General features: G+C 63.6%; 23 protein-coding genes. 5 read left to right on the top strand and 18 right to left on the bottom strand.

Annotation, left to right across the window (positions count from 1 at the left end):
- Window positions 1–276 precede the first annotated feature (276 nt).
- Window positions 277–1,128: a universal stress protein gene (locus tag MCB86_RS22925; protein WP_239612249.1), complete on the bottom strand. Its 852-nt coding sequence runs from the start codon at window positions 1,126–1,128 to the stop codon at window positions 277–279.
- A gap of 13 nt (window positions 1,129–1,141) precedes the next feature.
- Complete coding sequence (locus MCB86_RS22920) at window positions 1,142–2,629, bottom strand: SulP family inorganic anion transporter (RefSeq protein WP_239612248.1); 1,488 nt, start codon at window positions 2,627–2,629, stop codon at window positions 1,142–1,144.
- Between the two features lie 378 nt (window positions 2,630–3,007).
- Here MCB86_RS22920 and MCB86_RS22915 point away from each other — a divergent pair, with 378 nt between their 5' ends.
- Both MCB86_RS22915 and MCB86_RS22910 read left to right on the top strand, forming a co-directional pair.
- Window positions 3,008–4,771, top strand: coding sequence for an ATP-binding protein (locus tag MCB86_RS22915; RefSeq protein ID WP_239612247.1), 1,764 nt, complete (start codon window positions 3,008–3,010; stop codon window positions 4,769–4,771).
- Between the two features lie 27 nt (window positions 4,772–4,798).
- A complete protein-coding gene (locus tag MCB86_RS22910; protein WP_045160163.1) occupies window positions 4,799–6,160 on the top strand; it encodes a sigma-54 dependent transcriptional regulator in 1,362 nt (453 codons plus the stop codon).
- 466 nt (window positions 6,161–6,626) lie between these two features.
- On the opposite strand, the gene MCB86_RS22905 is transcribed toward MCB86_RS22910, so the two are convergent.
- The 4 genes from MCB86_RS22905 to MCB86_RS22890 all read right to left on the bottom strand — a co-directional run bounded on the left by MCB86_RS22905 (window position 6,627) and on the right by MCB86_RS22890 (window position 9,252).
- Window positions 6,627–7,883, bottom strand: coding sequence for an RNA polymerase sigma factor (locus tag MCB86_RS22905; protein ID WP_239612246.1), 1,257 nt, complete (start codon window positions 7,881–7,883; stop codon window positions 6,627–6,629).
- 28 nt (window positions 7,884–7,911) lie between these two features.
- Window positions 7,912–8,268, bottom strand: a complete 357-nt coding sequence (locus tag MCB86_RS22900; protein WP_045160161.1) for a YciI family protein — start codon at window positions 8,266–8,268, stop codon at window positions 7,912–7,914.
- A gap of 104 nt (window positions 8,269–8,372) precedes the next feature.
- Window positions 8,373–8,819, bottom strand: coding sequence for a nuclear transport factor 2 family protein (locus MCB86_RS22895; RefSeq protein WP_045160160.1), 447 nt, complete (start codon window positions 8,817–8,819; stop codon window positions 8,373–8,375).
- 70 nt (window positions 8,820–8,889) lie between these two features.
- Window positions 8,890–9,252: a YciI family protein gene (locus MCB86_RS22890; RefSeq protein ID WP_230623561.1), complete on the bottom strand. Its 363-nt coding sequence runs from the start codon at window positions 9,250–9,252 to the stop codon at window positions 8,890–8,892.
- 145 nt (window positions 9,253–9,397) lie between these two features.
- On the opposite strand from MCB86_RS22890, the gene MCB86_RS22885 reads away from it, so the two are divergent.
- A complete protein-coding gene (locus MCB86_RS22885) occupies window positions 9,398–10,588 on the top strand; it encodes a lactonase family protein (RefSeq protein ID WP_196298624.1) in 1,191 nt (396 codons plus the stop codon).
- 26 nt (window positions 10,589–10,614) lie between these two features.
- Here MCB86_RS22885 and MCB86_RS22880 read toward each other — a convergent pair whose 3' ends face one another.
- The 12 genes from MCB86_RS22880 to flgB all read right to left on the bottom strand — a co-directional run bounded on the left by MCB86_RS22880 (window position 10,615) and on the right by flgB (window position 21,139).
- On the bottom strand, window positions 10,615–11,646 hold the full coding sequence (locus tag MCB86_RS22880) for a hypothetical protein (protein ID WP_045160159.1): 1,032 nt from the start codon (window positions 11,644–11,646) through the stop codon (window positions 10,615–10,617).
- Window positions 11,647–11,660: 14 nt separating this feature from the next.
- Complete coding sequence (gene flgL, locus MCB86_RS22875) at window positions 11,661–12,575, bottom strand: flagellar hook-associated protein FlgL (protein ID WP_045160158.1); 915 nt, start codon at window positions 12,573–12,575, stop codon at window positions 11,661–11,663.
- A 37-nt stretch (window positions 12,576–12,612) separates the two neighbouring features.
- A complete protein-coding gene (flgK, locus tag MCB86_RS22870; protein WP_045160157.1) occupies window positions 12,613–13,980 on the bottom strand; it encodes a flagellar hook-associated protein FlgK in 1,368 nt (455 codons plus the stop codon).
- Window positions 13,977–15,005, bottom strand: coding sequence for a transglycosylase SLT domain-containing protein (locus MCB86_RS22865; protein ID WP_239612245.1), 1,029 nt, complete (start codon window positions 15,003–15,005; stop codon window positions 13,977–13,979). The genes flgK and MCB86_RS22865 overlap by 4 nt, the downstream gene beginning before the upstream one ends.
- 77 nt (window positions 15,006–15,082) lie before the next feature.
- Window positions 15,083–16,183 (bottom strand): flagellar basal body P-ring protein FlgI, encoded by a 1,101-nt coding sequence (locus tag MCB86_RS22860; RefSeq protein WP_239612244.1) that lies wholly within the window; start codon window positions 16,181–16,183, stop codon window positions 15,083–15,085.
- Between the two features lie 27 nt (window positions 16,184–16,210).
- Window positions 16,211–16,873, bottom strand: coding sequence for a flagellar basal body L-ring protein FlgH (gene flgH, locus MCB86_RS22855; protein WP_230623560.1), 663 nt, complete (start codon window positions 16,871–16,873; stop codon window positions 16,211–16,213).
- An 8-nt stretch (window positions 16,874–16,881) separates the two neighbouring features.
- The gene (flgG, locus tag MCB86_RS22850; protein WP_045160153.1) at window positions 16,882–17,667 is read right to left on the bottom strand and encodes a flagellar basal-body rod protein FlgG; all 786 of its coding nucleotides are present in this window, start codon (window positions 17,665–17,667) and stop codon (window positions 16,882–16,884) included.
- 14 nt (window positions 17,668–17,681) lie between these two features.
- Window positions 17,682–18,410, bottom strand: coding sequence for a flagellar basal-body rod protein FlgF (gene flgF, locus MCB86_RS22845; protein WP_239612243.1), 729 nt, complete (start codon window positions 18,408–18,410; stop codon window positions 17,682–17,684).
- 9 nt (window positions 18,411–18,419) lie between these two features.
- Window positions 18,420–19,607, bottom strand: coding sequence for a flagellar hook protein FlgE (flgE, locus tag MCB86_RS22840; RefSeq protein ID WP_239612242.1), 1,188 nt, complete (start codon window positions 19,605–19,607; stop codon window positions 18,420–18,422).
- 50 nt (window positions 19,608–19,657) lie between these two features.
- Entirely contained in the window at window positions 19,658–20,341 is a 684-nt protein-coding gene (locus MCB86_RS22835; RefSeq protein ID WP_239612241.1) for a flagellar hook capping FlgD N-terminal domain-containing protein, read from the bottom strand.
- A complete protein-coding gene (gene flgC / locus MCB86_RS22830) occupies window positions 20,341–20,769 on the bottom strand; it encodes a flagellar basal body rod protein FlgC (protein WP_021209033.1) in 429 nt (142 codons plus the stop codon). Before flgC ends, MCB86_RS22835 begins: the two co-directional genes overlap by 1 nt.
- 4 nt (window positions 20,770–20,773) lie before the next feature.
- A complete protein-coding gene (gene flgB / locus MCB86_RS22825) occupies window positions 20,774–21,139 on the bottom strand; it encodes a flagellar basal body rod protein FlgB (protein ID WP_045160148.1) in 366 nt (121 codons plus the stop codon).
- A gap of 225 nt (window positions 21,140–21,364) precedes the next feature.
- Between flgB and flgA the strand changes: the two genes are divergently transcribed.
- Window positions 21,365–22,042 carry a flagellar basal body P-ring formation chaperone FlgA gene (gene flgA, locus MCB86_RS22820; protein ID WP_239612240.1) on the top strand — a complete coding sequence of 226 codons (678 nt, stop codon included), beginning with the start codon at window positions 21,365–21,367 and terminating at the stop codon, window positions 22,040–22,042.
- A gap of 149 nt (window positions 22,043–22,191) precedes the next feature.
- The gene (lafA, locus tag MCB86_RS22815) at window positions 22,192–23,028 is read left to right on the top strand and encodes a lateral flagellin LafA (RefSeq protein WP_045160146.1); all 837 of its coding nucleotides are present in this window, start codon (window positions 22,192–22,194) and stop codon (window positions 23,026–23,028) included.
- The last annotated feature ends 324 nt before the right edge of the window (window positions 23,029–23,352 follow it).

Below are 23,352 nucleotides of genomic sequence, written 5' to 3'. Positions count from 1 at the left end.
TGAGATGGGCGGCGGGGCCCATTCGGCGCGGGGTCGCGCCTCCCACGGGGATTGGAGTGGTGCCTGGAGGCACTGTGGGAGCCCCGACCTCGGGGCGAAGCGGTTTCTCCACTGCATACAACCACTGCGGGTTAAAACCGTTGAGCTGGGCGGCGGGGCTCATTCGGCGCGGGGTCGCGCCTCCCACGGAGCTTCATGGGGCGCTTGGGGCTGCTGTGGGACCGCCCCCGGGGCGAAGCGGTCCCTACTGACCAGCCCGCCCGCGGGTCGCCTCTATCAGCGCAGTAGCAACAGCGGCGTGGTAGTCGTGCGGATCATTCGCGTGGTGGTGCTGCCGACGAGGAACTGGCGAATCCGCGAGTGACCATAGGCGCCCATCACCAGCAGGCCGACCTGATACTCGGCCTGGTAGGCATGCAGCACCGGCTCGACTTCCCCGGCGCGGATGGCGATGTGCACCTCAAACCCCGCCGCAGCCAGCGAATCGCGGGCGGATTCGAGCAGCGCACGGCTATCAGTGGTGTCATCGCCGACCATCACCAAATGGATCGGAATCCCCTTGAACAGCGGACTCGAGGCGAGCATCTCGACGCCCTTGCGGGTGGTGGCGCTGCCGTCGAAGGCCAGCATGACGCTCGTGGGCACACTGAAATCGGCGGGAGTGACCAGAATGGGTCGGTGCAGAGTGCGGATCACGCTTTCGAGCTGGCTGCCGATCAGTTGCAGATCGCTGCCGCTGTCTTCGCCCTGCTTGCCGATCACCAGCAGCCGGATATCCGGTTCAAGATCGTGCAACGTTTCGACCAGATCGCCGTGGCGTTGGCGCACGTCCGGTTGCTCGACACCCGCGGTAATCACACGCTGCCGGGCAGCGTCGAGCATCATTCGTCCTTCTTCGAGCGCCAGCTTGCTGCGCTTCTCATCCAGCGCGGCCAGTTCCTCGAGCAAGTATTCACGGCTGCCAAGGCCGATGATGCCGCTGAGGTTGCCGGTCGCCGGGTACTGCTGCTGGTCGAGCACGTGCAGCAGGGTCAGTGGCGCATCCAGCTGCCGGCTGGCCCATGCCGCGCAATCGCACACGGCTGACGCTTGCGGTGAACCGTCAATGCAAGCCATAACCTGGTTCATGTCGTTCTCCCTGTCAGTCGCCCATGAGGCTGTCGATAGCATTGGGTTTATCGTGCACCCCGAAGCGGTCGACGATCGTCGCGCTCGCCTCATTCAGACCCAGCACCTGGACTTCGGTGCCCTCACGACGGAACTTGAGCACCACCTTGTCCAGTGCGGATACGGCGGTGATGTCCCAGAAGTGCGCCTGACTGAGATCGATAGTGACCCGTGAAAGCGCTTCTTTGAAATCGAAGGCGGCAGTGAACTTGTCCGAGGAGCTGAAGAACACCTGCCCGATCACCCGATAGGTTCGACCACTGCCGTCGCCATCCAGCTCCGAGCGGATGTCGAGGTAATGGCCGACCTTGTTGGCGAAGAACATCGCCGCCAGCAGCACACCCGCCAGCACGCCGTAGGCCAGGTTATGAGTCAAGACCACGACCGCCACCGTGACCACCATCACGATGTTGGTCGAGAGCGGATAACGCTTGAGGTTGCGCAGCGAATCCCAGCTGAAGGTGCCGATGGACACCATGATCATCACCGCCACCAGCGCGGCCATAGGGATCTGGCCGACCCAGTCACTGAGAAACACCACCATCAGCAGCAGCACGAGGCCAGCGATCAGCGTCGACAGACGAGTGCGACCGCCCGATTTCACGTTGATCACCGACTGACCGATCATCGCGCAACCGGCCATGCCGCCGAACAGGCTGGAGACGATGTTGGCGACCCCCTGCCCTTTGCACTCGCGGTTCTTGTCGCTGCCGGTATCGGTCAGGTCATCGACGATGGTGGCGGTCATCAGCGACTCCAGCAGACCGACCACGGCCAGCGCGGCGGAGTACGGGAAGATGATTTGCAGGGTTTCGAAGGTCAGCGGGACTTCCGGCCAGAGGAAAACAGGCAGCGTATCGGGCAGATCGCCCATGTCGCCGACAGCGCGGATGTCCAACCCCAGGTACATGGCCACTGCGGTCAACGTGAGGATGCACACCAGGGGTGAGGGGATGACCTTGCCCACCTTCGGCACATAGGGGAACAGGTAGATGATGCCGAGGCCGGCGGCGGTCATGGCATAGACGTGCCAGGTGACGTTCGTCAGCTCCGGCAGCTGCGCCATGAAGATCAGGATCGCAAGGGCATTGACGAAGCCGGTGACCACCGAGCGCGAGACGAAGCGCATCAGCGAGCCGAGCCGCAGGTAGCCAGCGCCGATCTGCAGTACCCCGCAGAGCAGGGATGCGGCCAGCAGGTATTGCAGGCCATGCTCGCGCACCAGCGTCACCATCAGCAGCGCCATGGCACCGGTCGCAGCGGAGATCATGCCGGGGCGACCGCCGGCGAAGGCGATCACTACCGCGATGCAGAATGACGCATAGAGACCGACCCGCGGGTCGACGCCGGCGATGATCGAAAAGGCGATCGCTTCAGGGATCAGCGCCAGGGCGACGACGAGACCGGAAAGCACGTCGCCACGAATATTGCAGAACCAGTTTTGCTTGATCGAATGGAGCATCGGAATTTCCAGAGCAAAGGCATCGCCGCCAGACCGGGTATGGCAAGCAAGGCTGAAACGAGACCAGTTTTCAAATTCGAGTATGGGCGCGATCCACGCACACGAGGTGTGGGCGCACGGCAGAACGCGACCCCGCTATGACAGGCGGTCGCAGCCAGGCAGAGGGACGTTGCGCTAAGGCGGACTAGGCAGCCAGGTCATGGAATCAACCATTTCATACGAGTCTTGGCGCTGGAAGGCGCCGAAAGGGTCGGCAAGCATACCGAAACCCGCCCGTCACCGCGACCGCGCCTGACCATCGATAGCCGCTAGCTGACTCGGCAAACCACCCTGCAGGCACTTTGGCTTACCATGCGAAATCCCCACAGCGAGCCCGCCATGCCTGTCCACTCCAGCCGTCACCGCGTTGCCCTGATCGTCTTGTTGATCCTCGTCGGCTTGCTGCTCAGCATGTATTGGGCCGGGCAGATTGCCGAGCGTCGCGCCTGGGCCGAGCGCAGCCAGGAGGCACGTGGGCAGCTGGAGTTGTACGCACAGGCGATCCACACTCAGGTCGAGCGCTTTCGCTCGGTGCCGGCATTGCTTGCACTGGACAGCGATATCCAAGAGCTGTTGAACAACCCTGGCGATCAGGCCCTGCGGGAGCTGTTGAACCAGCGCCTGGAGCAACAGAACGAGGCGGCAGGCTCCTCGGTGCTTTATCTGCTCGATCGCCGCGGCGAAACCCTCGCCGCCAGCAACTGGCGCGACTGGACCAGCTTCGTCGGCAACAACTACGCCTTCCGCCCCTATTTTCTCGATGCGCTGAAAAACGACTCCGGGCGTTATTTCGCTGTCGGCGTGACCACCGGCATCCCCGGCTACTTCCTGTCCAGTTCGGTGAAGAACAGCGCCGGCGAGGTGATCGGCGTGCTGGTGGTCAAGCTCGAATTGGAGGACATGCAGCGCGAGTGGGTCGGGCAGTCGGGCATTCTGCTGATTGCCGACTCGCTGGATATCGTCATCCTTACCAACCGCCCCGCCTGGCGTTTCCGCTACCTGCGCCCGCTCGACGAAACGGTACGCGCGCAGCTGGTCGCCGCGCGCCGCTATGCCGAGCAGAACCTGCAACCCTTACCCAACCACAGCCTGCAACGCATCGCCGCAGACAGCGAACGGCGCCAGGTGGACGGCCCGGACGGTCGTCGCAACTACCTCTGGCAGCGCCTGCAGTTGCCAGAAGAAAACTGGACGCTGCACCTGTTGCAGGAACCGCAACTGATCGCCGCCAACGTGCGCAGCTATCGCCTGGCCGCGGCCGGCGTGTGGATGACTCTGGCATTCCTGCTGCTTTACCTGGCCCAGCGACGCAAGACCCGACGCGTCGAGCAGCGCAGCCGCAGCGAGCTGGAGCACCTGGTGGAGGCGCGCACGCGAGAGCTGCGCACCGCCCAGGATGAACTGGTACATGCCGCACGCATGGCGGCGCTGGGGCAGATGTCCGCCGCCCTCGCCCACGAAATCAACCAGCCGCTGACCGCCCTGCGCATGCAGCTGGCCAGCCAGCGATTGCTGCTCGACAACGGCCGCACCGACGCAGTGCGCGAAGGCATCGGCCAAGTTGAGGGCCTGCTCGAGCGAATGGCCGCACTGACCAGTCATCTGAAGACCTTCGCGCGTAAGAGTCCCGCCGGTCTGCGTCAACGGCTGAGCCTGGCCGAGGTGCTGGAACAGGCTCTGCAACTGCTCGGCCCGCGCATCCGCAACGATAGCGTCGAGGTCCTGCGTCAGGTGCCGGCCGATGCCTGGGTCAGTGGCGATGGCATTCGTCTGGAACAGGTGTTGATCAATCTGCTGACCAATGCGCTCGACGCCATGCAGGGTAGCCAGGTCCGCCAGCTGCGCATCGAGGGTCACCGCGACCGGCAGGGCTGGACGCTGAGCGTCGCCGACAGCGGCGGCGGCATCGCCAGTGAGCATCTGGACCAGGTCTTCGAGCCCTTCTTCACCACCAAGCCTGTCGGCCAGGGGCTGGGCCTGGGGTTGGCGGTTTCCTACGGCATCGTGCGCGATCTCGGCGGCAACCTGGAAGCACACAACGATGCGCTCGGCGCCGTCTTCGTCCTGCACCTGCCGGCAGCCGAACAGGCCGCCGCCGAGTAGACTGGCAACTCGCAAGAGGAGTGAGACATGAGCGGTCAGGTCATCTTCATCGACGACGAAGCGGCGATCCGTCAGGCCGTGCAGCAATGGCTGGAACTGTCTGGCTTCAGCGTGCGCACCTGCGCCAGCGCCGAGCAAGCGCTGGCGTCGATCAACCGTGACTTCCCCGGCGTACTGATCAGTGACGTGCGCATGCCCGACCTGGACGGCCTCGGCCTGCTGGAGCGGTTGGTGGCGCTGGATCCGGAGCTGCCGGTGATCATGGTCACCGGCCATGGCGACGTACCGATGGCGGTCCAAGCGCTGCGCCAGGGCGCCTACGATTTCATTGAAAAACCCTTCACCCCGGAACGTCTGCTCGACAGCGTGCGCCGCGCCCAGGATAAGCGCCGGCTGGTCTGCGAGAACCGTCAGCTGCGCGAGCAGTTCACCCGCAAGGGCCGTATCGAATCCATGCTGCTGGGCGTTTCGCGGGGCATGGAGCACCTCCGGCGCCAAGTGTTGGAACTGGCCGGCACCAACGTCAACGTGCTGATTCGCGGCGACACCGGCAGCGGCAAAGAGCAGGTAGCGCGTTGCCTGCACGACTTCAGCCCGCGAGCACGCAACCCCTTCGTGGCGCTGAATTGCGCGGCCATCCCGGAAACCATCTTCGAAAGCGAGCTGTTCGGCCATGAGAGCGGCGCCTTCACCGGCGCCCAGGGCAAGCGCATCGGCCGGATCGAGCATGCCCACGGCGGTACCCTGTTTCTCGATGAGATCGAAAGCATGCCGCTGGCCCAGCAGGTCAAGCTGCTGCGGGTGCTGCAGGAAAAGACCCTGGAGCGGCTCGGTTCCAACCGCAGCATCGAGGTCGACCTGCGGGTAATCAGCGCGGCCAAGCCGGACCTGCTCGAAGAAGTGCGTGGCGGGCGCTTCCGCGAGGATCTGCTGTATCGCCTGAATGTCGCCGAGCTGCACATCCCGCCGCTGCGTGATCGTCGCGAAGACATCCCGCTACTGTTCGACCATTTCGCCAGTCAGGCAGCCCAGCGTCATGGCCGCGACCCGGTGCCGGCCAGTCCAGGCGAGCTGGCGCAACTGCTCAGCCATGATTGGCCGGGCAACGTGCGCGAGCTGATCAACGCCGCCGAGCGCCATGCGCTGGGTCTGACACCACCCTCGTCCGCGAACGCCAGCGTCCCGGCCGCGGGCGCCGGTACATCGTTGGCCGAACAGATGGAAGCCTTCGAAGCGCAATGCCTACACAGCGCCCTGCAGCAACACAAAGGCAACATCGCCGAGGTGATGAATCAGCTGCAGCTGCCACGCCGCACCCTCAACGAAAAGATGCAACGTCACGGCCTCAGTCGTAGCGATTACCTGCCGACGGGTAGCGCCGACAGCTGATCATGGCCGGGCGGCGCTCCGAGTCTCGATGCCGGTTTTTGTAGGGTGGGCTTCAGCCCACCAGAGTTCGGTGACAAGGCACGGACGAAACATGAATGAGGCAGTTCCGGCAAGCAAGCGGTGGGCTGAAGCGGAACGCCACCCGGCCCACCCTACAGGACTGCATTCGCCGCGGGGCACGCCTCCCACACAAGCAGGGGCCGTGCGCCGGCCGCTTTCGTGGGAGGCCCGACCCGGGGCGAAGCTTTTGGAGGGCGGCGGTCCGGACATTCATCGCAGGGGCGATGCTTACAAAGGCTGGGCAGGCCTTCGGCCTGCATTCGCCGCGGGGCGCGCCTCCCACACAAGCAGGGGCCGTGCGCCGGCCGCGTTCGTGGGAGGCCCGACCCGGAGCAAAGCTTTTGGAGGGCGGCGGTCCGGACATTCATCGCAGGGGCGATGCTTTTAGGTGGCGGCGGGCGTTAGCCTACTGCGGCTTGCCGGATCCAAGCTCATCCAGGCGCTGCTGCAGAAACCGCCGCTCCGGCTCCAGTTGCGCCAACTGCAACGCGTCCCGATAGGCGCTCCGCGCATCATCCAGGCGACCGAGGCGGCGGCAAAAATCGGCGCGGGCCGAGTGCAGCAGGTGATAGTCCTGAAGCTGCCCGCGGGCCAGCAGGTCGTCGATCAGCCTCAGGCCAGTTTCGGGCCCTTCGCGCATGGCGACCGCCACCGCGCGGTTCAATTCGATCACCGGCGAAGGGCTGACGCGCAACAACACGTCGTAGAGCCCGACGATCTGCACCCAGTCGGTCTGCGCCGCGCTGGGCGCTTCGGCATGCACGGCAACGATCGCGGCTTGCAAGGTATAGGGACCGAAACGCCGCGAGGCTAGAGCGCGTTGCACCAGCGCCGAGCCTTCTTCGATCTGCGCCCGGTCCCACAGGCTGCGATCCTGATCATCGAGGCGCACCAGTTCCCCCGCCTCATCGGTGCGCGCGGCGCGGCGCGAGTCGTGCAGCAGCATCAGCGCGAGCAGGCCCATCAGCTCCGGGTCCGGCAGCAGCTCGAGCAACAATCGGCCCAGCCGGATCGCCTCGGCGCTCAGGCTGGCACGGGTCAGCTCGGCACCACTTGAAGCCGAATAGCCCTCGTTGAACACCAGGTAGATCACCCTCAACACGTTATCCAGGCGCGCCGGCAATTCCTCGCGCGAAGGCACACGATAAGGAATCGCGGCATCACGAATCTTCTGCTTGGCGCGCACGATGCGCTGGGCGATGGTGCTGGGCGAGGCGAGAAAGGCGCGGGCGATTTCCTCGGTCTTCAGGTCGCAGACCTCGCGCAGGGTCAGCGCCACCTGTGCATCGTCAGGCAAGGCCGGGTGGCAGCAGGTGAAGACCAGCCGCAGGCGATCGTCCTCCAGCATGTCGTGATCCCAGTCCGGCTCCTCTGCGGCGTCCAGCTGATCGGCCAACAGGTTCAGCGAGGCATTGAAGCGTGCCCGCCGACGCAGGCCGTCGATGGCCTTGAAGCGCCCGGCCGAGACCAGCCAAGCGCGCGGGTTGGCCGGGATGCCGTCACGAGGCCACTGCTGCACAGCGGCGAAGAAGGCGTCGTGCAACGCCTCCTCGGCCAGGTCGAAGTCGCCCAGCAGACGGATCAGGGTCGCCAGCACACGTCGCGACTCGTTGCGGTAGATAGCCTCGACAGCCCGCTGGGTTGCCGCTTCACCGTCCGACATGGCCGTCACGCAAACGCGTCCGGGTGCATCAACGGTCAGGCAGCTGGCGCAGCGGACGCACTTCGATACTGCCCAGCGTGGCCGGTGGAATCTTCGCCGCCAGCTGTACCGCCTCGTCGAAATCCGCCGCTTCTAGCAGATAGAAGCCGGCCAGCTGCTCGCGGGTTTCGGCGAATGGGCCGTCGACCACCGAGACCGCGCCTTCGCGTACGCGCACGGTTTTGGCGGTGCGTACCGACTGCAGCGGCTCGCCAGCGACGAAGTGGCCACTTTGGTGCAGGCGTTCACTGTTGGCCATGCACTGGTCGACCAGCGCAGCCCACTGCTCGTCGGTCATGGCATCCACACGCTTTTCGTCGTAGTAGACGAGGCAAAGGTATTTCATGCTGTTCTCCATCACATCATGCAGACCGACAACATTAGCAGCTGGCGGCGAAAGAACGAGGGCTTCTCGACGCAACAGCTGCACGAGATGAGTCGCTGTTCAACTCAGGGTTTGACGTCGAAGCAAGCCTGACCAGTGGCCATGTCGAATGGCATCGAGAAATGCTCGTGCACGACCTTCCAGTCGCCGCCCTGCCGGCGCCAGCAGCGAGTGCCACGCATCCAGGCCGTCTGCATCTCGCCTTTCTCGTTGGTGCCGCCACAGTGGTTCAGCGAATAGCTGAAAGCGAGGTCGCCGTTGGCAACGACATCGACGTCGCCGATCTTGAAGAAGCCTTCGCCCTGGCAGAAGTCGAAGCAGCGCTGCCAGTGGGCGCGATAGGCTTCGGCGCCCTTGAACTGCAGTTCGCCGACCGCATCGAAGGCCACGACGTCGGACGCATACTGGGCCATGATCCGATCCAGATCCTTGCTGCCAACCAGCTGTTCGAACTCGGCCATCAGTTCACGGATGCGGGTTTCGCCGTTCTGAATATCGCTTGCAGTGTTCATTTTCGTTTCCTCTTGGTGGGATGGACCTGGGTGATGACGGTAAAGCGCTTTGGTTGCGATTGAACAAGGGTCATGGCGGCGAGCGCGAATGCAATGCCCGCACTTCGGCGCACCCCAGACGTACGGGCGGAATGCGCGAAGCCAGCAGAATGGCGTCGTTGAGATCGGTCGCCTCGAACAGGTAGATGGCTGTGGGCTGTTCGCGCCCTTCGGCGATCGGGCCATCGTGCAGCGATACCTGATCGCCTTGTACGCGCAGGGTGGTGGTACTGAGCGCCGACTGCAGCGCTTCGCCAACGATCAATCGGCCGCTGCGCAGCAGGCCTTCGCGGTAGTCCCGACACTCGGCCTCCAGCGCCGCCCGAGCATTGACGGACATTGCCGCCAGCGCGGTTTCATCCAGATAAACCAGGCATAAATAACGCATCGCCATACCCTCGCCTGCGCCTGTCTTTAACTCCTAGTCGCACGGGGAACGACGAAATCGACAGCGTCAGGCGAGCGGTAGCAAATTTTTTTCGTGTGACGCGCTCAAAGCGATTCCAGGCTTCAATCATTCAGCGATACAGGAGCGACCCATGCGCCGTTCATCGCGGGGTTCATCACCCATACGCCTCGGCATCGCCGCGGCGCTTCTGACGTTCAGTCTCACGGGAGCGGCAGCACCCATGTACCAGTTTCTCGTCGGTAGCTATACCAGCGAAGGTGACAGCGAAGGCATCTACCGCATGCAGTTCGACGCCGAGCGCGGCCAGATCGAAGCGCAACCGCTGCAGGTGGTGCGCAGTCACAATCCGTCCTGGCTGGCGCTGGACCTGAACCGCAACCGGCTCTATGCGGCCAACGAGAACGGCCCGGGACATCCCGACCCGGTGGGCCGGGTGAGCGCCTTCATCATGGCGCCGAACAGCGGCAAGCTATCGCCGCTGGCCCAGCAGCTGACCCTCGGCGACGAGCCGACGCATCTGAGCCTCAGCCGCGACGGGCGCTACCTGTTCGTCTCTAATTACGGCTCCAGCGCCAACCCCGGCGGCAACCTGGCCGTGATGCCGACGGCCAAGGACGGGACACTCATGCCGGTCACCCAGATTGCCGCGCATCAGGCCAGCGAAGTGCACCCCGAGCGCCAACAGTCAGCGCATGTGCATTCGGCGGTGATGTCGCCGGACGGCAAGACCCTGTTCGTCAGCGATTTGGGCGCCGACAGGATCTTCGTCTACCGCTACGACCCGGCCAATGCAGAACGGCCACTGTCGCCGGCTGATCCGGCATTCATCGCCCTGCCGGAGGGCAGCGGCCCGCGCCATCTGGTGTTCAGCCCGGACGGCCTGCAGGCTTACGCCACGCTGGAACTCAGCGCTCAGGTGGCTCGCTTCGATCATGTCGATGGTGGCCTGGTGCAGCGGCAATTGGTCGACCTGGCAGCTGGTGATGCTCCCAAGCTGCATTCGCCGGGCGCCATCCATCCTTCAACAGACGGACGCTTCCTGTACGTGAGCGACCGGGCCGAGAAGAACCGCATCATGGTCTATGCCATCGAGGAGAACGCCAACCTGCGTGAGATTCAGGCGCGTTCCAGCGAAGGCCGCGAGCCGCGCGAGTTCGCCATCGACCCGAGCGGTCGATTCATGATCATTGCCAATCAGAAGAGCGACGCCCTGGTGGTGCTGCAGCGCGACCCCGACAGCGGCAGGCTGGGCGATACCCTGCAGACGCTGCCGATGGGCCGCCCCTCGGATGTGAAGTTCATCGATCGCAGCAGGCTTTAAGCAACGCGGGTTCGGCGCGGGGTCGATCAGGAGAGCAGGCTGACCACCGCGAAGCGGCCAATGGTGGCTTGGGCCACCACCGTCTGGGTGACGGCGGCGTAGCTGGAGGGGCTGCGCTGCATCAGATTGAATACCGAACGAGAGAAGTCCAAGGCCCACTGTTTTTCGTCGGCATGCGCCTGGCGCGCCAGGAACTCACGAATTTCCTGCTGACGGAGGCTCAGCTGTTCGCGTAGTGCGGTGACCTTGTCGAGCCCGGCGACCACCGAGTCGAGCAGCCGACGGAGTTCGCGAAAGGACCCCAACTGCAGCTCTTCGGGAAAGCTCAGCAGCTGCTCTTCCTGGCTCTGCACGCGCGTGGACTTGCCCTTGTCAAATAGCTTGCCCTCGCCCTGCACGGCCAGTTGATCCTTGAGCTTGTGCCAATCGTCTTCACGAGCGGAGAACTTCAGATCGCCGTGCTGATCCAGCTCGGCGCGGATGCCGGCCTGACCCAGGCTGCCATTGAAGCGCCGCAGAATCTGCTCATCGCTCATCTCGTCGTCGAGCACCACCGCCACCGGTTCGGCCAACTGACGGCCGCCGCTGAACAGCAATGTTTCGCGGCCGGATTGGCGAATCTTCTCCAGCGATTCCAGCCCCTGCAGACTGAAGCGGCTGCGCACCGGCTCGGTCAGCCGCAGCTTGAGCGTGGCGTCGAGGGAGTTGCCGGAGCGCTGGCTGCGCTCCTTGAGCAAGTCGCCGACTTGCTGCACCGCCTGGCGGATGCTTTCTTCACCGTTCGGCTGCGGCGAACTGATCTGGCGACTGAGGTTGAGCTTGAGTTGCGACAGGCGCGTCTGCAGGTCGCCCAGATAGCTGTCGGCCGACTGCATCGACGACAGTTGTTGATTGAGCTGCAGGCTGAAGCTGGTGCTCTTGCTGGTAGTCGTCTCGGTGTGCGGCGCATCAGACGGCACACCGGCGCGCAGCGGCGCGGGCGCATCGCGCAGCAACGCCTCGCGGCGCTCCTGCGGGTTGATTGCGGAAACAGCCGGGAGCTGCTTGCCAATCTTCATTCACGCTACCTCGGTCAGAGCATGCCGAACAGCGACAGCCCGTTGATCTTCAAATAAGTCTTCTGCGTCGCCTGCAGCGACAGCTGATAGTTGTTCAGGTCGATGCTGGCCGTCGCGTAATCGAGCTGCGAAAGCTCGCCCTCGATCTTCTTGTTTACCAGCGAGACGTCCTCGTTGCTGCTCGACAGCAGGGTCAGGGTGTTCTGCCGCCCGCCCAGCTCGGTGACCGCGCCGAGCAGGTCGCCATGGGTGGCGTCGAGACTGTTCAACGTAGCGGTAACCGATGCCTGAACCGCGGGATCGGTTGCGTCCAGCGCCGGGTCGGCGAGCATTTTCACCAGCGCATTGAGATCGTTGAGCATGCCCACGCCAGCGCCGAACACCTGCGCGGCGGTGACATTCTCATCGACCAGCACGCCATTGGCGACTGCCGCCTGGCGGTATTGGTCGTTGCCGGTCAGGGTGTAGGTCTCGGTCGCCGCGTCGAAGGTGATCGCCGGGCGATCGCTGAGCGTGCCGGAGAACAGGTAGCGGCCCTCTTCGTCACGCACGTTGGCGAAGCTGAGAATGGTCTTCTCCAGGCTCTGCAGCTCATTGGCGATCGCCGCCAGGTCATCGCTGGTGTTGCTGCCGTTGGCCGCCCACAACAGCATGTCGCGCACGTTGAGCATGGTGTCCGAGGCGGACTTGAGGTTGGCCTCCTGCTTGGAGAGGTTGCCCGAGACGTTGGCAATGTTGGTGCGGTACTGCGTTAGCGTCGCTTCCTCGCGCTGGATGCGCAGTACGCGCACGGCGGAGATCGGGTCATCCGAGGGCAGCAGCATGCGCTCGCCGGTGGCCATCTGCTGCATGAGCTTGCCGAGCTTCTCGGAGCTGGTATTCAGCGAGCCGTGCATCATGGCTGTGATCTGGGCGTTGGAGATACGCATGGTGTCTTTCTCGTCAGTCGAGCCGGCGGGGGCCGGCTCAGAACATCGCCAGTACGGCGTTGAACAGATCGTTGGAGGTGCTGATCACCTTCATGTTGGCCTGGTAGGCCTGCTCGTAGGCCATCAGGTTGACCGCCTCTTCATCCAGGTTCACCGCACTGACGCTGTCGCGCTGGGCTTGCGCCTGATCGGCGACGGTGCTGGCAGCGCTGAGGTCCGCCTGGTTCTGCCGGCTGGCGCTGGCGACACGGCCAACCAGGCCGGCATAGGCATCGTTGAGCGGTACGGTGTTGCCCGCAACGTTGATGCCTCGCGATTTCAAATCGAGCAGCGCAAGCAGGTTCTTGTTGTTTCCCACTTCGCCCGGCACCGAGGAGAACGCCAGCTCGGCAGCCGCCAGTGGGTTGACCTCAAGCATGCCGCTGGTGCTGCCGGGGTTGTGGACGAACAGTGGCTGGCCGGGGTTGCCGTTGAGGTCGAAGCCACCGCCGAGGGTGTCGTTGACCATCGTCGCCAGCGCCGACGCCATGTCGTGCAGATCCTGCTGGGCCGGGCGCAGAGCGCCGTATTCCATGTCGTACAGCGCGCCGAGCGAGCCGCCGAGGCCCTTCTGATTCAGCGGGAAGGTGGTATTGGCGAAGACCAGGGCCATCTCCTGTTCGCCCGCGAGGTTATCGCTGACCTTCATCTGTCCGGCCGTGGTGCCGGCCACCAGTGGTTGGCCATTGACCAGCGACACGCTGAGGGTGCCATCCGACGCTTCCTGCACGCGGAGGCCGGCGTACTGGCTGAGGTCCTTGACCAGATTCTCGCGGTAGTCGCGCAGGGTCGAGGTGTCGCGTCCGGACGACTCCATCTCGCGAATCTGCGCGTTGAGCTCGGCGATATTGCCGGACAACCCGTTGATCTCGCTGGTCATCGCCACACGCTGGCCCTGCAGTGCGTTGAGCTGAATGCCGATGTTGCTGTTCAGGCCGTTGAAGCGCTGTGCCAGTTGCTTGGACTCGCCGATGATCTGCTGGCGCAGGGCGATGGACTCGGGGGTGGAGCTGGCTTCACTGAGCGCGGCGAAGAAATTGTCCAGGCCGACGCTGACACTGGAGCCTTCACTGTCGATCAGGCCTTCGAGCGCGGTCAGGTACTGCTGATTGGTATTGAAGTAGTTCTTGTCGGTGCCGGCGCGCCAGAGCTGCTGGTTCTGGAAATCGTTGGACAGGCGACGGATGCTGCTGACCTGAACGCCGCCGCCGACACTGACCGAGCCCTGGCCGCCGAGCGAATGCAGGTCTGGCCTCAAGCGGCTGAAGCCCGGCGTGTTGACGTTGGCAATGTTTTGCCCGGTCGCCGAGAGAGCGATCTGCGAGGCGCGAACGCCGCTGTAGCCAATTTGACCCAAAATACTCACGACACGACTTCCTTCGGCTCGATCCGGATCGGTTGCGCGAACGCCACGGACAGATGGCCGCCGCCGACAACACGATGGTGCTGAGTGGATAGAGCGACCGCATCGGCAGCGGAATTAAGTGTCGGCGGCAGAGGATCGCTCAGCGGCTGGATCTGCGCCCGCGGCTCGACCGGCTTCGATGCTTCAGCACGCAGGTCGTTAAGGATATTGCGGGTGTAGTTACGGGTTTCCGCGTAGGGGATTTTTTGTACCCAGGCCCCGGTGCCGACTTCACCCTTGCGCGGGTCGCCGTGGATCTTGAGCCACTCGTCGACCTTGCCAGGGCCAGCGTTATAGGCGGCCAGCGCCAAGGCCTGATGCCCATCGTAGCGGTCGAGCATCTTGTTCAGGTATGCGCTGCCCAGGCGTTTGTTGTACTCGGCATCGGTGGTCAGCCGCGCCTCGCTGAACGGCAGACCCAATTCGGCCGCCATGTCCCGTGCGGTGCCGGGCATCAGCTGCATCAGGCCTCGCGCGCCCTTGGGTGAGACCGCCGCAATGTTGCCGCTGGACTCATGCTTGATGACGCTGTCGACCAGCGATTTGAAGCCCGCCTTGCCGCTTTCCCAGGCGCTGTCCAACGCATCGACGCCGCGTTGCCAGGTGCCACGCAGCGCATGCAAGCCGCCGCTCTGCAAGCCGCTGCCAACCTGACCGGCCAAGGCAGTCGGTGCCTGCGCGGTGCCGGCCTCGCCGCCGAGCTGCTGCACCAGCATGTCGGCGATGCCGGTCTGGCGCTTGCTGGCCAGGGTGTCGGCCAGCACTTCGTCATAGAAGTCGCGCATGGTGTCCAGCTCACGGCTGCGCATGGGATTACCCGCGCCGAGCACGTCGCCAGCCTTACGCATCTGTTTGAGGATCTGCTGCAGGAACATCGCCTCGAACTGCTCGGCGACGACTTCCAGCTGCTGCCGCCGCGCCGCGGTCGGGCCGTCGGCGCGATTGCGCAGCGTATTGAGGTGCTGGGGTAGGGAAACGATGCTCATGGTCGTCTTGGAACCTGTTCAAAATCTACTGCGCGTCGGGCCTGCTGGGTTACAACCGCTGGCTCGCCAACCCGGTCTTACATCACGATCAATTCAGCGTTCAGTGCGCCGGCGCGTTCCAGCGACTGCAAAATGCTCATCACGTCGTCGGGCGTGGCGCCGAGACTGTTGATGGTGTTGATGATGCTTTCCAGGCTGGCGCCTTCGGGCCACTTGAACATGGCCTTGCGGTCCTGCTCGATGGCCACGTCCGATTGCGGCGTGACGACCGTCTCGCCACGGCCGAAGGCGTTCGGCTGGCTGACCTGCGGCCGCTCGCTGATGGTCACGGTCAGGCTGCCATGGGCCACCGCGGCGGCCTTCACCCGTACGCCCTGGCCGACCACGACGGTGCCGGTGCGACTGTTGAATACCACCTTCGGCCGGGTGCGGCCTTCTTCCACTTCCAGGCGCTCGAGCATGGCCATGAAGCTCATGCGCTGGGTACTGGTAACCGGCGCGCGGATGGATATCTTGGTGGCATTGAGCGCGGTGGCGGTGCCCTTGCCGAAGTAGGCGTCCACCGCATCGACCACCCGGGTGACGGTCTGGAAACTGGGCTGACGCACGTTGAGCATCACATCTGGGCGCTCGGTGAAGTCGCTCGGGATCATCCGCTCGATGGTCGCGCCGTTAGGGATCAGACCGCTGTTCGACGTGTTGATTGCCACCTTGGAGCCACTCGCGCCTTCGGCGTTGACGCCGCCGACGATGACCGCGCCCTGAGCCAATGCATAGATCTCGCCGTCGACGCCCTGCAGGGGGGTCATCAGCAGCTGGCCGCCGCGCAGGCTTTTGGCGTCGCCCAGCGAGGAGACGGTGACGTCTACGCTCTGCCCGGCCGAATAGGAAGGCGGCACCGTGGCGGTAATGGTCACCGCGGCGACGTTCTTCAGCTTCGGATCAACGTTCGGCGGCAGGTTCACACCGAACTGCTTGATCATGTTGGTCACCGACTGGCTGGTGAACTTCACCTGGTTCTTGTCCCCGGTGCCGTCGAGGCCGACCACCAGGCCGTAGCCGATCAGCTGGTTACCGCGGATGCCTTCGACATCCACCAGGTCCATCAGCGGCACGGCATGCACCGGCAGTTGCCAGCACAGCGCAACGGCGACAAAAAACAGCTTCACGGATCGCATCGGGCTAGTCATTCCAGGGCAGCTCGCTTAAAGAGGGAACAGCGGCGACGCGAAGAAGCGCGTCAGCCAGCCAGCCGAATTGCTGTCGTTGAGCACACCGCGCCCGGCATAGGAAATCTTGGCGTTGGCCACGCTTTGCGAGGACACCTGGTTGTAGCGGTTGATGTCGTCGATACGCACCAGCCCGGTGAGGCGGATGTACTCGTCACCCTGGTTCAGCCGCAGGGCCTTTTCGCCTTTGATCTGCAAGGTGCCGTTGGGCAGCACGCGATGAACGCTGACGGCGATCGAGCCACGCAGGGTGTTCTGCTGCGAACTCTTGGCCGAACCTTTGAACTCGCGCTCGCCGGAGGCCGATGATTCGACGTCCGGGTAGGCCTTGCCGAGCACGGTGGGAATGCCGATACCGACGCTCGATTCCTTACCGAAGCTGGTACCGGCGCTCTTGCTCGATTGAGTGGATTCGTCCAGTACCACGGTGAGGATGTCGCCGACCCGTACCGCGCGCTTGTCGCTGATCAGCGAACCGCTGTAGCCGGAGCGGAACAGGCCGCCGCCAGTGGTCGGCGGCAGGCTGTAGTCCAGCTCCAGCGGCTCGTACTCGGTTGACGGCTCGTCCGGCAGCATTTCGTTGAAGCTGGCGCAGCCGCCGAGCAGGGTCAGGGCGACGAGCAGGATGGGGGTACGCATCATCGATCTCAGACGGTCTGGTTGAGGAACTGCTGCATGCCGCTGGCAGCGTCGAGCACCTTGGCGTTGGCCTCGTAGGCGCGCTGAATGGCGATCATAGCCACCATGGCCTCGACCACCTGCACATTCGAGCCTTCCAGTACGCCCTGCTTGAGCTGGCCGAGGCCCTCTTCACCCGGCACGCCTTCGACGGCTTCACCGCTGGCGACCGTTTCGCGATAGAGGTTGCCGCCCAGCGCTTCCAGGCCGCCCGGGTTAGTGAAGTTGACCAAGGTGATCTGCCCGAGCTCGGACGGCAGGGTGTCGCCGGCCAATACCGCGGTGACGATGCCATCGGCGCCGACGGTAAAGCCGGTGCTGCCCTGCGGCACTTCAATGGCCGGCGTCAGCGGCAAGCCCTGGGCATTGACCATCACACCCTCGGCGTTGAGCTGGAACTGGCCGTTCTCGGTGTAGAGGATGTCGCCGTTGGGCGATTCGACCTGGAAGAAGCCACGCCCGACGATCGCCAGATCCATCGGCTGGCCGGTGGTCTGGATGCTGCCCTCGGTGAAGACCTTCTGCGTGCCGGCGACGCGCACGCCGCTGCCCAGCTGGATCCCGGAAGGCACGGTATTGATCTCGTCAGCCTGTGCGCCGGGCTGCTTCTCGATGCTGTAGAACAGGTCCTCGAAGACCGCGCGGTCGCTCTTGAAGCCGTTGGTGTTGACGTTGGCCAGATTGTTGGCGACGGTCGCCATGGCGGTGTCCTGGGCGGCCAGACCGGTCTTGCTGACCCAAAGTGCGGAATTCATGCGTTATCTCCCGATCAGCTGCCGCGGATCATTCGGTTACCGGCGTCGGAAAGGTCCTCGGCGGCTTTCATCATCTTTACCTGGGTTTCGAACAGGCGATTCAGGCTCATGGTCGAGGCCAACTCGTCGATCGCCGAGACGTTGCTCGACTCGAGAAAGCCGCTCGCCAGGCGCACGTCTTCGCTGGGTGCAGCGGGTTCGCCGTTACGAGTCACCAGCAAGCCGGCCTCGTTCTTCATCAGATCTGCCGCTGCCACGTCGACCAGGCGGATGCGGTCCACTTCGGCCATCATCCAGTCGCCGGGCGCCATGATCGAGACGGTGCCGTCGTTGCCAATTTCGACGCGGTCATGCTCGGGCAGCTCGATCGGTCCGCCCTCGCCCATCACGGCGCGGCCGTTGAGGGTCAGACGGCCTTCGGCGTCGATCTGCATGCTGCCCTGGCGGGTGTAGGCCTCACCTTCGCCGTCCTGCAGGACGATCAGGCCGGTGCCCTTGACGGCGAAATCCAGCTCACGCCCGGTGGCCATCAGCGGGCCGGCAGCCATGCTGACGCCGTTGTTCTCGACCACCGCCATGTGCCGGCTATCGTAGCCGTAGCCCTCGACCGCCACCGCCTGGGCGCGCTCGAGGTCGGCGCGAAAGCCCGGGGTGTTGGCGTTGGCGAGGTTGTTCGAGCGCACCTGCAGCGACATCATCGTGCGGCTGGCAGCGGTCATCGCCGTGTATCCCAAACGATCCATGAATCAGCCTCAGAGCGCGTTGAACAGAACCTGGGTCAGTTCCTTGTTGGTGGAAATGACCTGGGTGTTTGCCTGGTAGTTACGCTGGCCTTCCATCAGGCCCACCAGTTGCTGAGTGAGGTCGACGTTGGAGCTTTCCAGCGCGCCGCTGGCCAGGTTGCCGTACTGGCCGACACCGGGCGCACCGAGCATGGCCGCACCGGAAGCGGCGGTTTCGGTCCAGGCGGTGCCGCTGATGTTCTTCAGACCCTCGGGGTTGACGAAGGTGGCCAGCACGACCTGGCCCTGCAGCAGACGCTCACCATTGGAGTAGGTGGCGTAAACCTTGCCGTCCTTCTCCACGCTCATGCCGGTCTGCTCACCCGCGGCGTAGCCGCTGGCGCGGTTGCTGGTGACGTTGAACTCCGACCCGTACTGGCTGGTGCCGGTGTAATCGAGTGCGATGTTCAGTGGCGCGACGCCACCCCCCAGCGGCGCGGTCAGGCCGACGATTCCGATCGGAGTCGCCAACGAGCCGCTGGTGTCGAAGGTCAGCGCCTGCGGGCCAGCCAGCGCGGTGCCGTCGACGTAATAGTGGGCATTCCAGCTGTTGTCGGCGGTCTTGGCGAAGTACTGGGTCAGGGTGTGTTCCTTGCCCTGAGAGTCGAACACCTTGGTCGTATAGGTGGAGTTGTAGCTGTCGGCCACCAGCGGATCGAACGCCACAGCGGGCACGTCCTGATTGGCATCGAGGTTGGCGACGAAGCTCAGCTCGTCGGTGGCCTTGGCCGGCAATCCACCCGTCTTCATCTGCAGGTCGCTGACCACGCCGGTCTGCAGATTGCCGGTCGCATCGGTCGGGTAACCCTGCAGGCGCTGGCCCAGGCTGTTGGTCAGGTAGCTGTTCTTGTCGGTACCGAACATGCCGGCGCGGGTGTACGCAACGTCGCCGTTGCTGGCGCGTGTGACGAAGAAGCCGCCGCCGGAGATCGCCAGATCCAGGTCACGGTTGGTGGTGGTCAGCGCGCCGCCCTGGCTGATGCTCTGAGTCGTGCCGATCACCTCGACGCCCATGGCCTGGCTTTCGGCATAGAGACTGCCGAAGTCGGTGCGCGAGGACTTGAAGCCGACGGTGCCGGAGTTGGCGATGTTGTTACCGATGGTATTGAGTTGTTCGTTGACGGCGGACAGGCCGGTCAGGGCGATGTTGAAGCTCATGGGCTGATCTCGATATGTAAAAGGAAGTGAAGACTGGCGAGCACCGAAGCTCAGCCGCCGAGCAGCCCGGCATCGGCCTGGGCGAATTCGAGGATGTTGTAGAAGGGCACCGAACCGACGCCCTGCACCTGAAGCACTGGCCCCTCGGCGCTAACGCGCACGTTGGAGACCTGACCGGCGACTTCCACCTGCGGGAATTCACCGTTCTCCGATTCGATGCTGACGCTGTAGGCACCGTCGCGCAGGCCATGCTTGGCCGGGTCGATTACGAAGGGCACCTTGCCGGCTGACTGCGCGCCTAGTTCGATACGGGTCTGAGTGCCGTTGGAATCGGTCAACACAACGGCGGTGCGGGTCGAGGCGTGGCTCAGATCGAAGCCACCGCTGACGGCCTGACCGCTCAGCTCCACCGACTCGACGGCCACGCTCACCTGCTGACCAACCAGGCCGGCAGCCGTGAGCGTCTGCAGGTTGTCGGTCAGCACGAGGTTGTTCTGCGCCAGGGTCGCCAGGTTTTCCATGCTCTTGACCTGCGACATCGCCGAGAACTGATTGAGGAACTCGGTGCTGTCGACCGGCTTGGTCGGATCCTGGTACTTGATCTGCGCGACCATCAAGCTGATGAAGTTGTTCTCCATCTGAGTGGCGTCGCTGACGTTCACTGCCTGCTTCGGCAGATCGTTGCTGGCGCTACCGGACAAGCCGCTGCCCTGGAGGTTATTGGTCACCGCCATCAGGACTCTCCCAGCCGTAGCAGGCTCTGCTGCATGCTTTTCACGCGATTGAGTACCTCGACACCGGTCTCGAAGCTGCGCGTGGCCGACATCATGTCGGTCATCTCTTCGATCTCGTTGATGTCGGGGTAATAGACGTAGCCATCGCCATCGGCCAGCGGATTGCCCGGCTCGTAACGACGCTTGGGCTCGGCGCCGGAGGTGACCACGTCGAGCACCTGCACATGGGCGCCGCCGAGGCCGACGCCACGGGTCAGCGAGTTGTTTTCGTAGACGGCCGCGAACATCGGCTTGCGCGCCTGGTAGACGTCGGCGGCGTTGTTGGCCGCCGAATCGGTGTTGGCCAGGTTGCTCGCCACGGTGTTGAGGCGCACGGTCTGTGCGTTCATGGCCGAGCCGGCGATGCGGTAGATGGAATCGAATGACATGGCTTCAACGTCCCTCGATGGCTTGCTTCAAGCCACGAAATTTCATCGTGATGAAGGTCAGACTGGTCTGGAAATCCATGGAGTTGCGCGAGAACTGCGCCTGCTCGGTGGACAGCTCGACGGTGTTGCCGTCCTGCGAAGCCTGGTCCGGAATGCGGTACAGCAGACGCGGATCGGTACTGGCGAGGCTGGCGCGAGGCGAGATGCTGCTGTCCAGCCGCTGCATTTCCTTGCTGAAATCGATGTCCCGCGCCTGGAAGCCCGGCGTGTCCTCGTTGGCCAGGTTCGCCGCGAGAATTTCGCTGCGCTGCATGCGCAACCCCAGGGCGCGCTCGTGAACGCCCAGCGCTTCATCAATCCGTATACTCATTCACCCATACCTTTTCAGCACGAGCGGGCCGAACGACAGCCCGCAGCTTTCGAGATCTTTTGCAGTAACCATGCCGAACCGATAGACGCAGGTAAGTCATTGTTTAATATCGATAAAACTAAAGAATCAGTTCAACCTTCCGGACCTTTGCTTCCGCATCGAGAGCCTTCGCGGAAGGGAAGCGGAAAAGAGCCTTCCGCCTGGTGGGCCATCACGCTGCTGGTCATGAGCGCGAGCTTCCAGGCACACGCGGACGCGACCGCTCAGATACGCCAGGCGGTGGAGAACCACCTGCGCGCCATGCTCGAGCAGCAGGCTGAGCGCCAGGGCTGGCAGGGCATGCAGCTGCGTTATGAAACCAGCCTGCCAGGCTCCGCCCACAACCATCCCCCCTGCGGCAACAGCTTGCGGGTACGCGCCACGGGCGATGCGCCCTCGGCCATGGAGCGGCAGCAACTGGAGATCCGTTGCGCGGACACCCCCGGCTGGTCGCTGAGTGCCACTGCCCAAGCCCATGTATTCCTGCCTGCCGTGCACGCCGCAGCCATCATCGACCGGGGCCAGACCATCCGTGATAGCGACCTCAAGCTCGAGCGCATCAACATCGCCAAGGCCCGGCGCGGGTTCTATAACCGCCTGAGCGAGGTGGTCGGCCTGGCCGCCAAACGTCGCGTTCGCGCCGGTCAGACCATCACCCCCGCGTTGCTGGAGCAGGCCATGGCAGTCAAACGCGGGGAGCCGGTAAAAATCGTCGCCAGCAACGACGGGATCGAAGCCTCAACGTCCGGCGAAGCCCTGGGCGATGGTCAGCCTGGCGAGGTGATCCGCGTGCGCAACACACGCAGCGGCAAGGTGATCGATGCTAAGGTATTGGAAGCTGGGGTGGTGAGCAGTACGTTTTAACGGCTGGAGGCGCGCCGTATCAGGCTTCGAAGCGCAACTAAAAATTTTTGACGTCAGGATTTAATCCTTCGCCAGGGGCTGTCGCCTTACCTTTTCAGCAGGCAGTCAAGCCAGCTCCTAACAGCCCAATCGCACGAAGGATGATCATCATGGCTCTGTCCATTCACACCAACTACTCCGCTCTGACCACCAACACCGCGCTGAACAAGTCCAACAACGCCCTGGCCACCAACCAGCAGCGTCTGGGCACCGGCCTGCGCATCAACTCCGCCGCGGACGACGCCGCCGGCCTGCAGATCGCCACTCGCCTGAACGCACAGAGCCGCGGCATGGGTGTCGCCATGCGTAACGTTGGCGATGCGGTATCCATGCTGCAAACCGCGGAAGGCGCATTCAGCGAAACCACCGACATTCTGCAGCGCATGAAGGACCTGTCGACCCAAGCCGCGAACGATACCAACACTGCTGACGACCGTACTTCGCTGCAGGCCGAGTTCGACGAGCTGGGCAAGGAACTGACCAACATCTTCAACAACACCAAGTACGCTGGCGAAGCGCTGTTCACCGGTAAGCTGGCTGCTGCAGTCAACTTCCAGATCGGTGCGAGCGCAGCAGAAACCCTGGCGCTCGACGTCTCTGCCGACATGGGCACCCTGGAAACCACGCTGACGACTGACGTTCAGGCCCTGACCCTGGACTCCGCCGCCAACGCCGGCGCCGCTATCACCGCGCTGGAAACCGCTCTGGACGACGTAGGTTCGATGCGCGCCCAGTTCGGCGCCAACATCAACCGCCTGAACCACACCAGCAACAACCTGGCGAATATGAAGGACAACACTGAAATGGCCAAAGGCCGGATCATGGACGCCGACTTCGCCATCGAAAGCGCCAACATGAGCAAGAACTCCATGCTCATGCAGTCGGGCATCTCCATGCTCAAGCAAGCTGGCCAGATGCCAGGCATGGTCATGGGCCTGCTGGGCTAAGCGGCACGCAGCACCGCCGGTCGCAACGACCGGCGCAGAAAAAGCCCCGACTGGTTCGGGGCTTTTTGCTTTCCGGCGTTCTCGTTAAAAGGCTACCCGACCAATGGTGGTCGCCATCACGTGACGCCAAAAACACAAGATATGTCTGATTAATCCCACTTATTCCGCTATGCACGGCATATATGCCGTTTCTCAACGTTCTCGACATTAAGGGTTGGGAGCGTCCGTTCAGCGATTTCCTGTAATGACCGGCTTGTAGTATCAAAAAAACGGCGTCAATATGCCGCCGCCCTGTTTGCCAACCTCATCACAGCTAAATTTCTT

Origin of the sequence: Pseudomonas sp. KSR10 (genome assembly GCF_022355455.1) — a bacterium.
Lineage (GTDB): Bacteria > Pseudomonadota > Gammaproteobacteria > Pseudomonadales > Pseudomonadaceae > Stutzerimonas > Stutzerimonas stutzeri_E.
The sequence above is the reverse complement of the archived record's forward strand: the minus strand, read 5'-3'. Positions and strand labels throughout refer to the sequence as shown.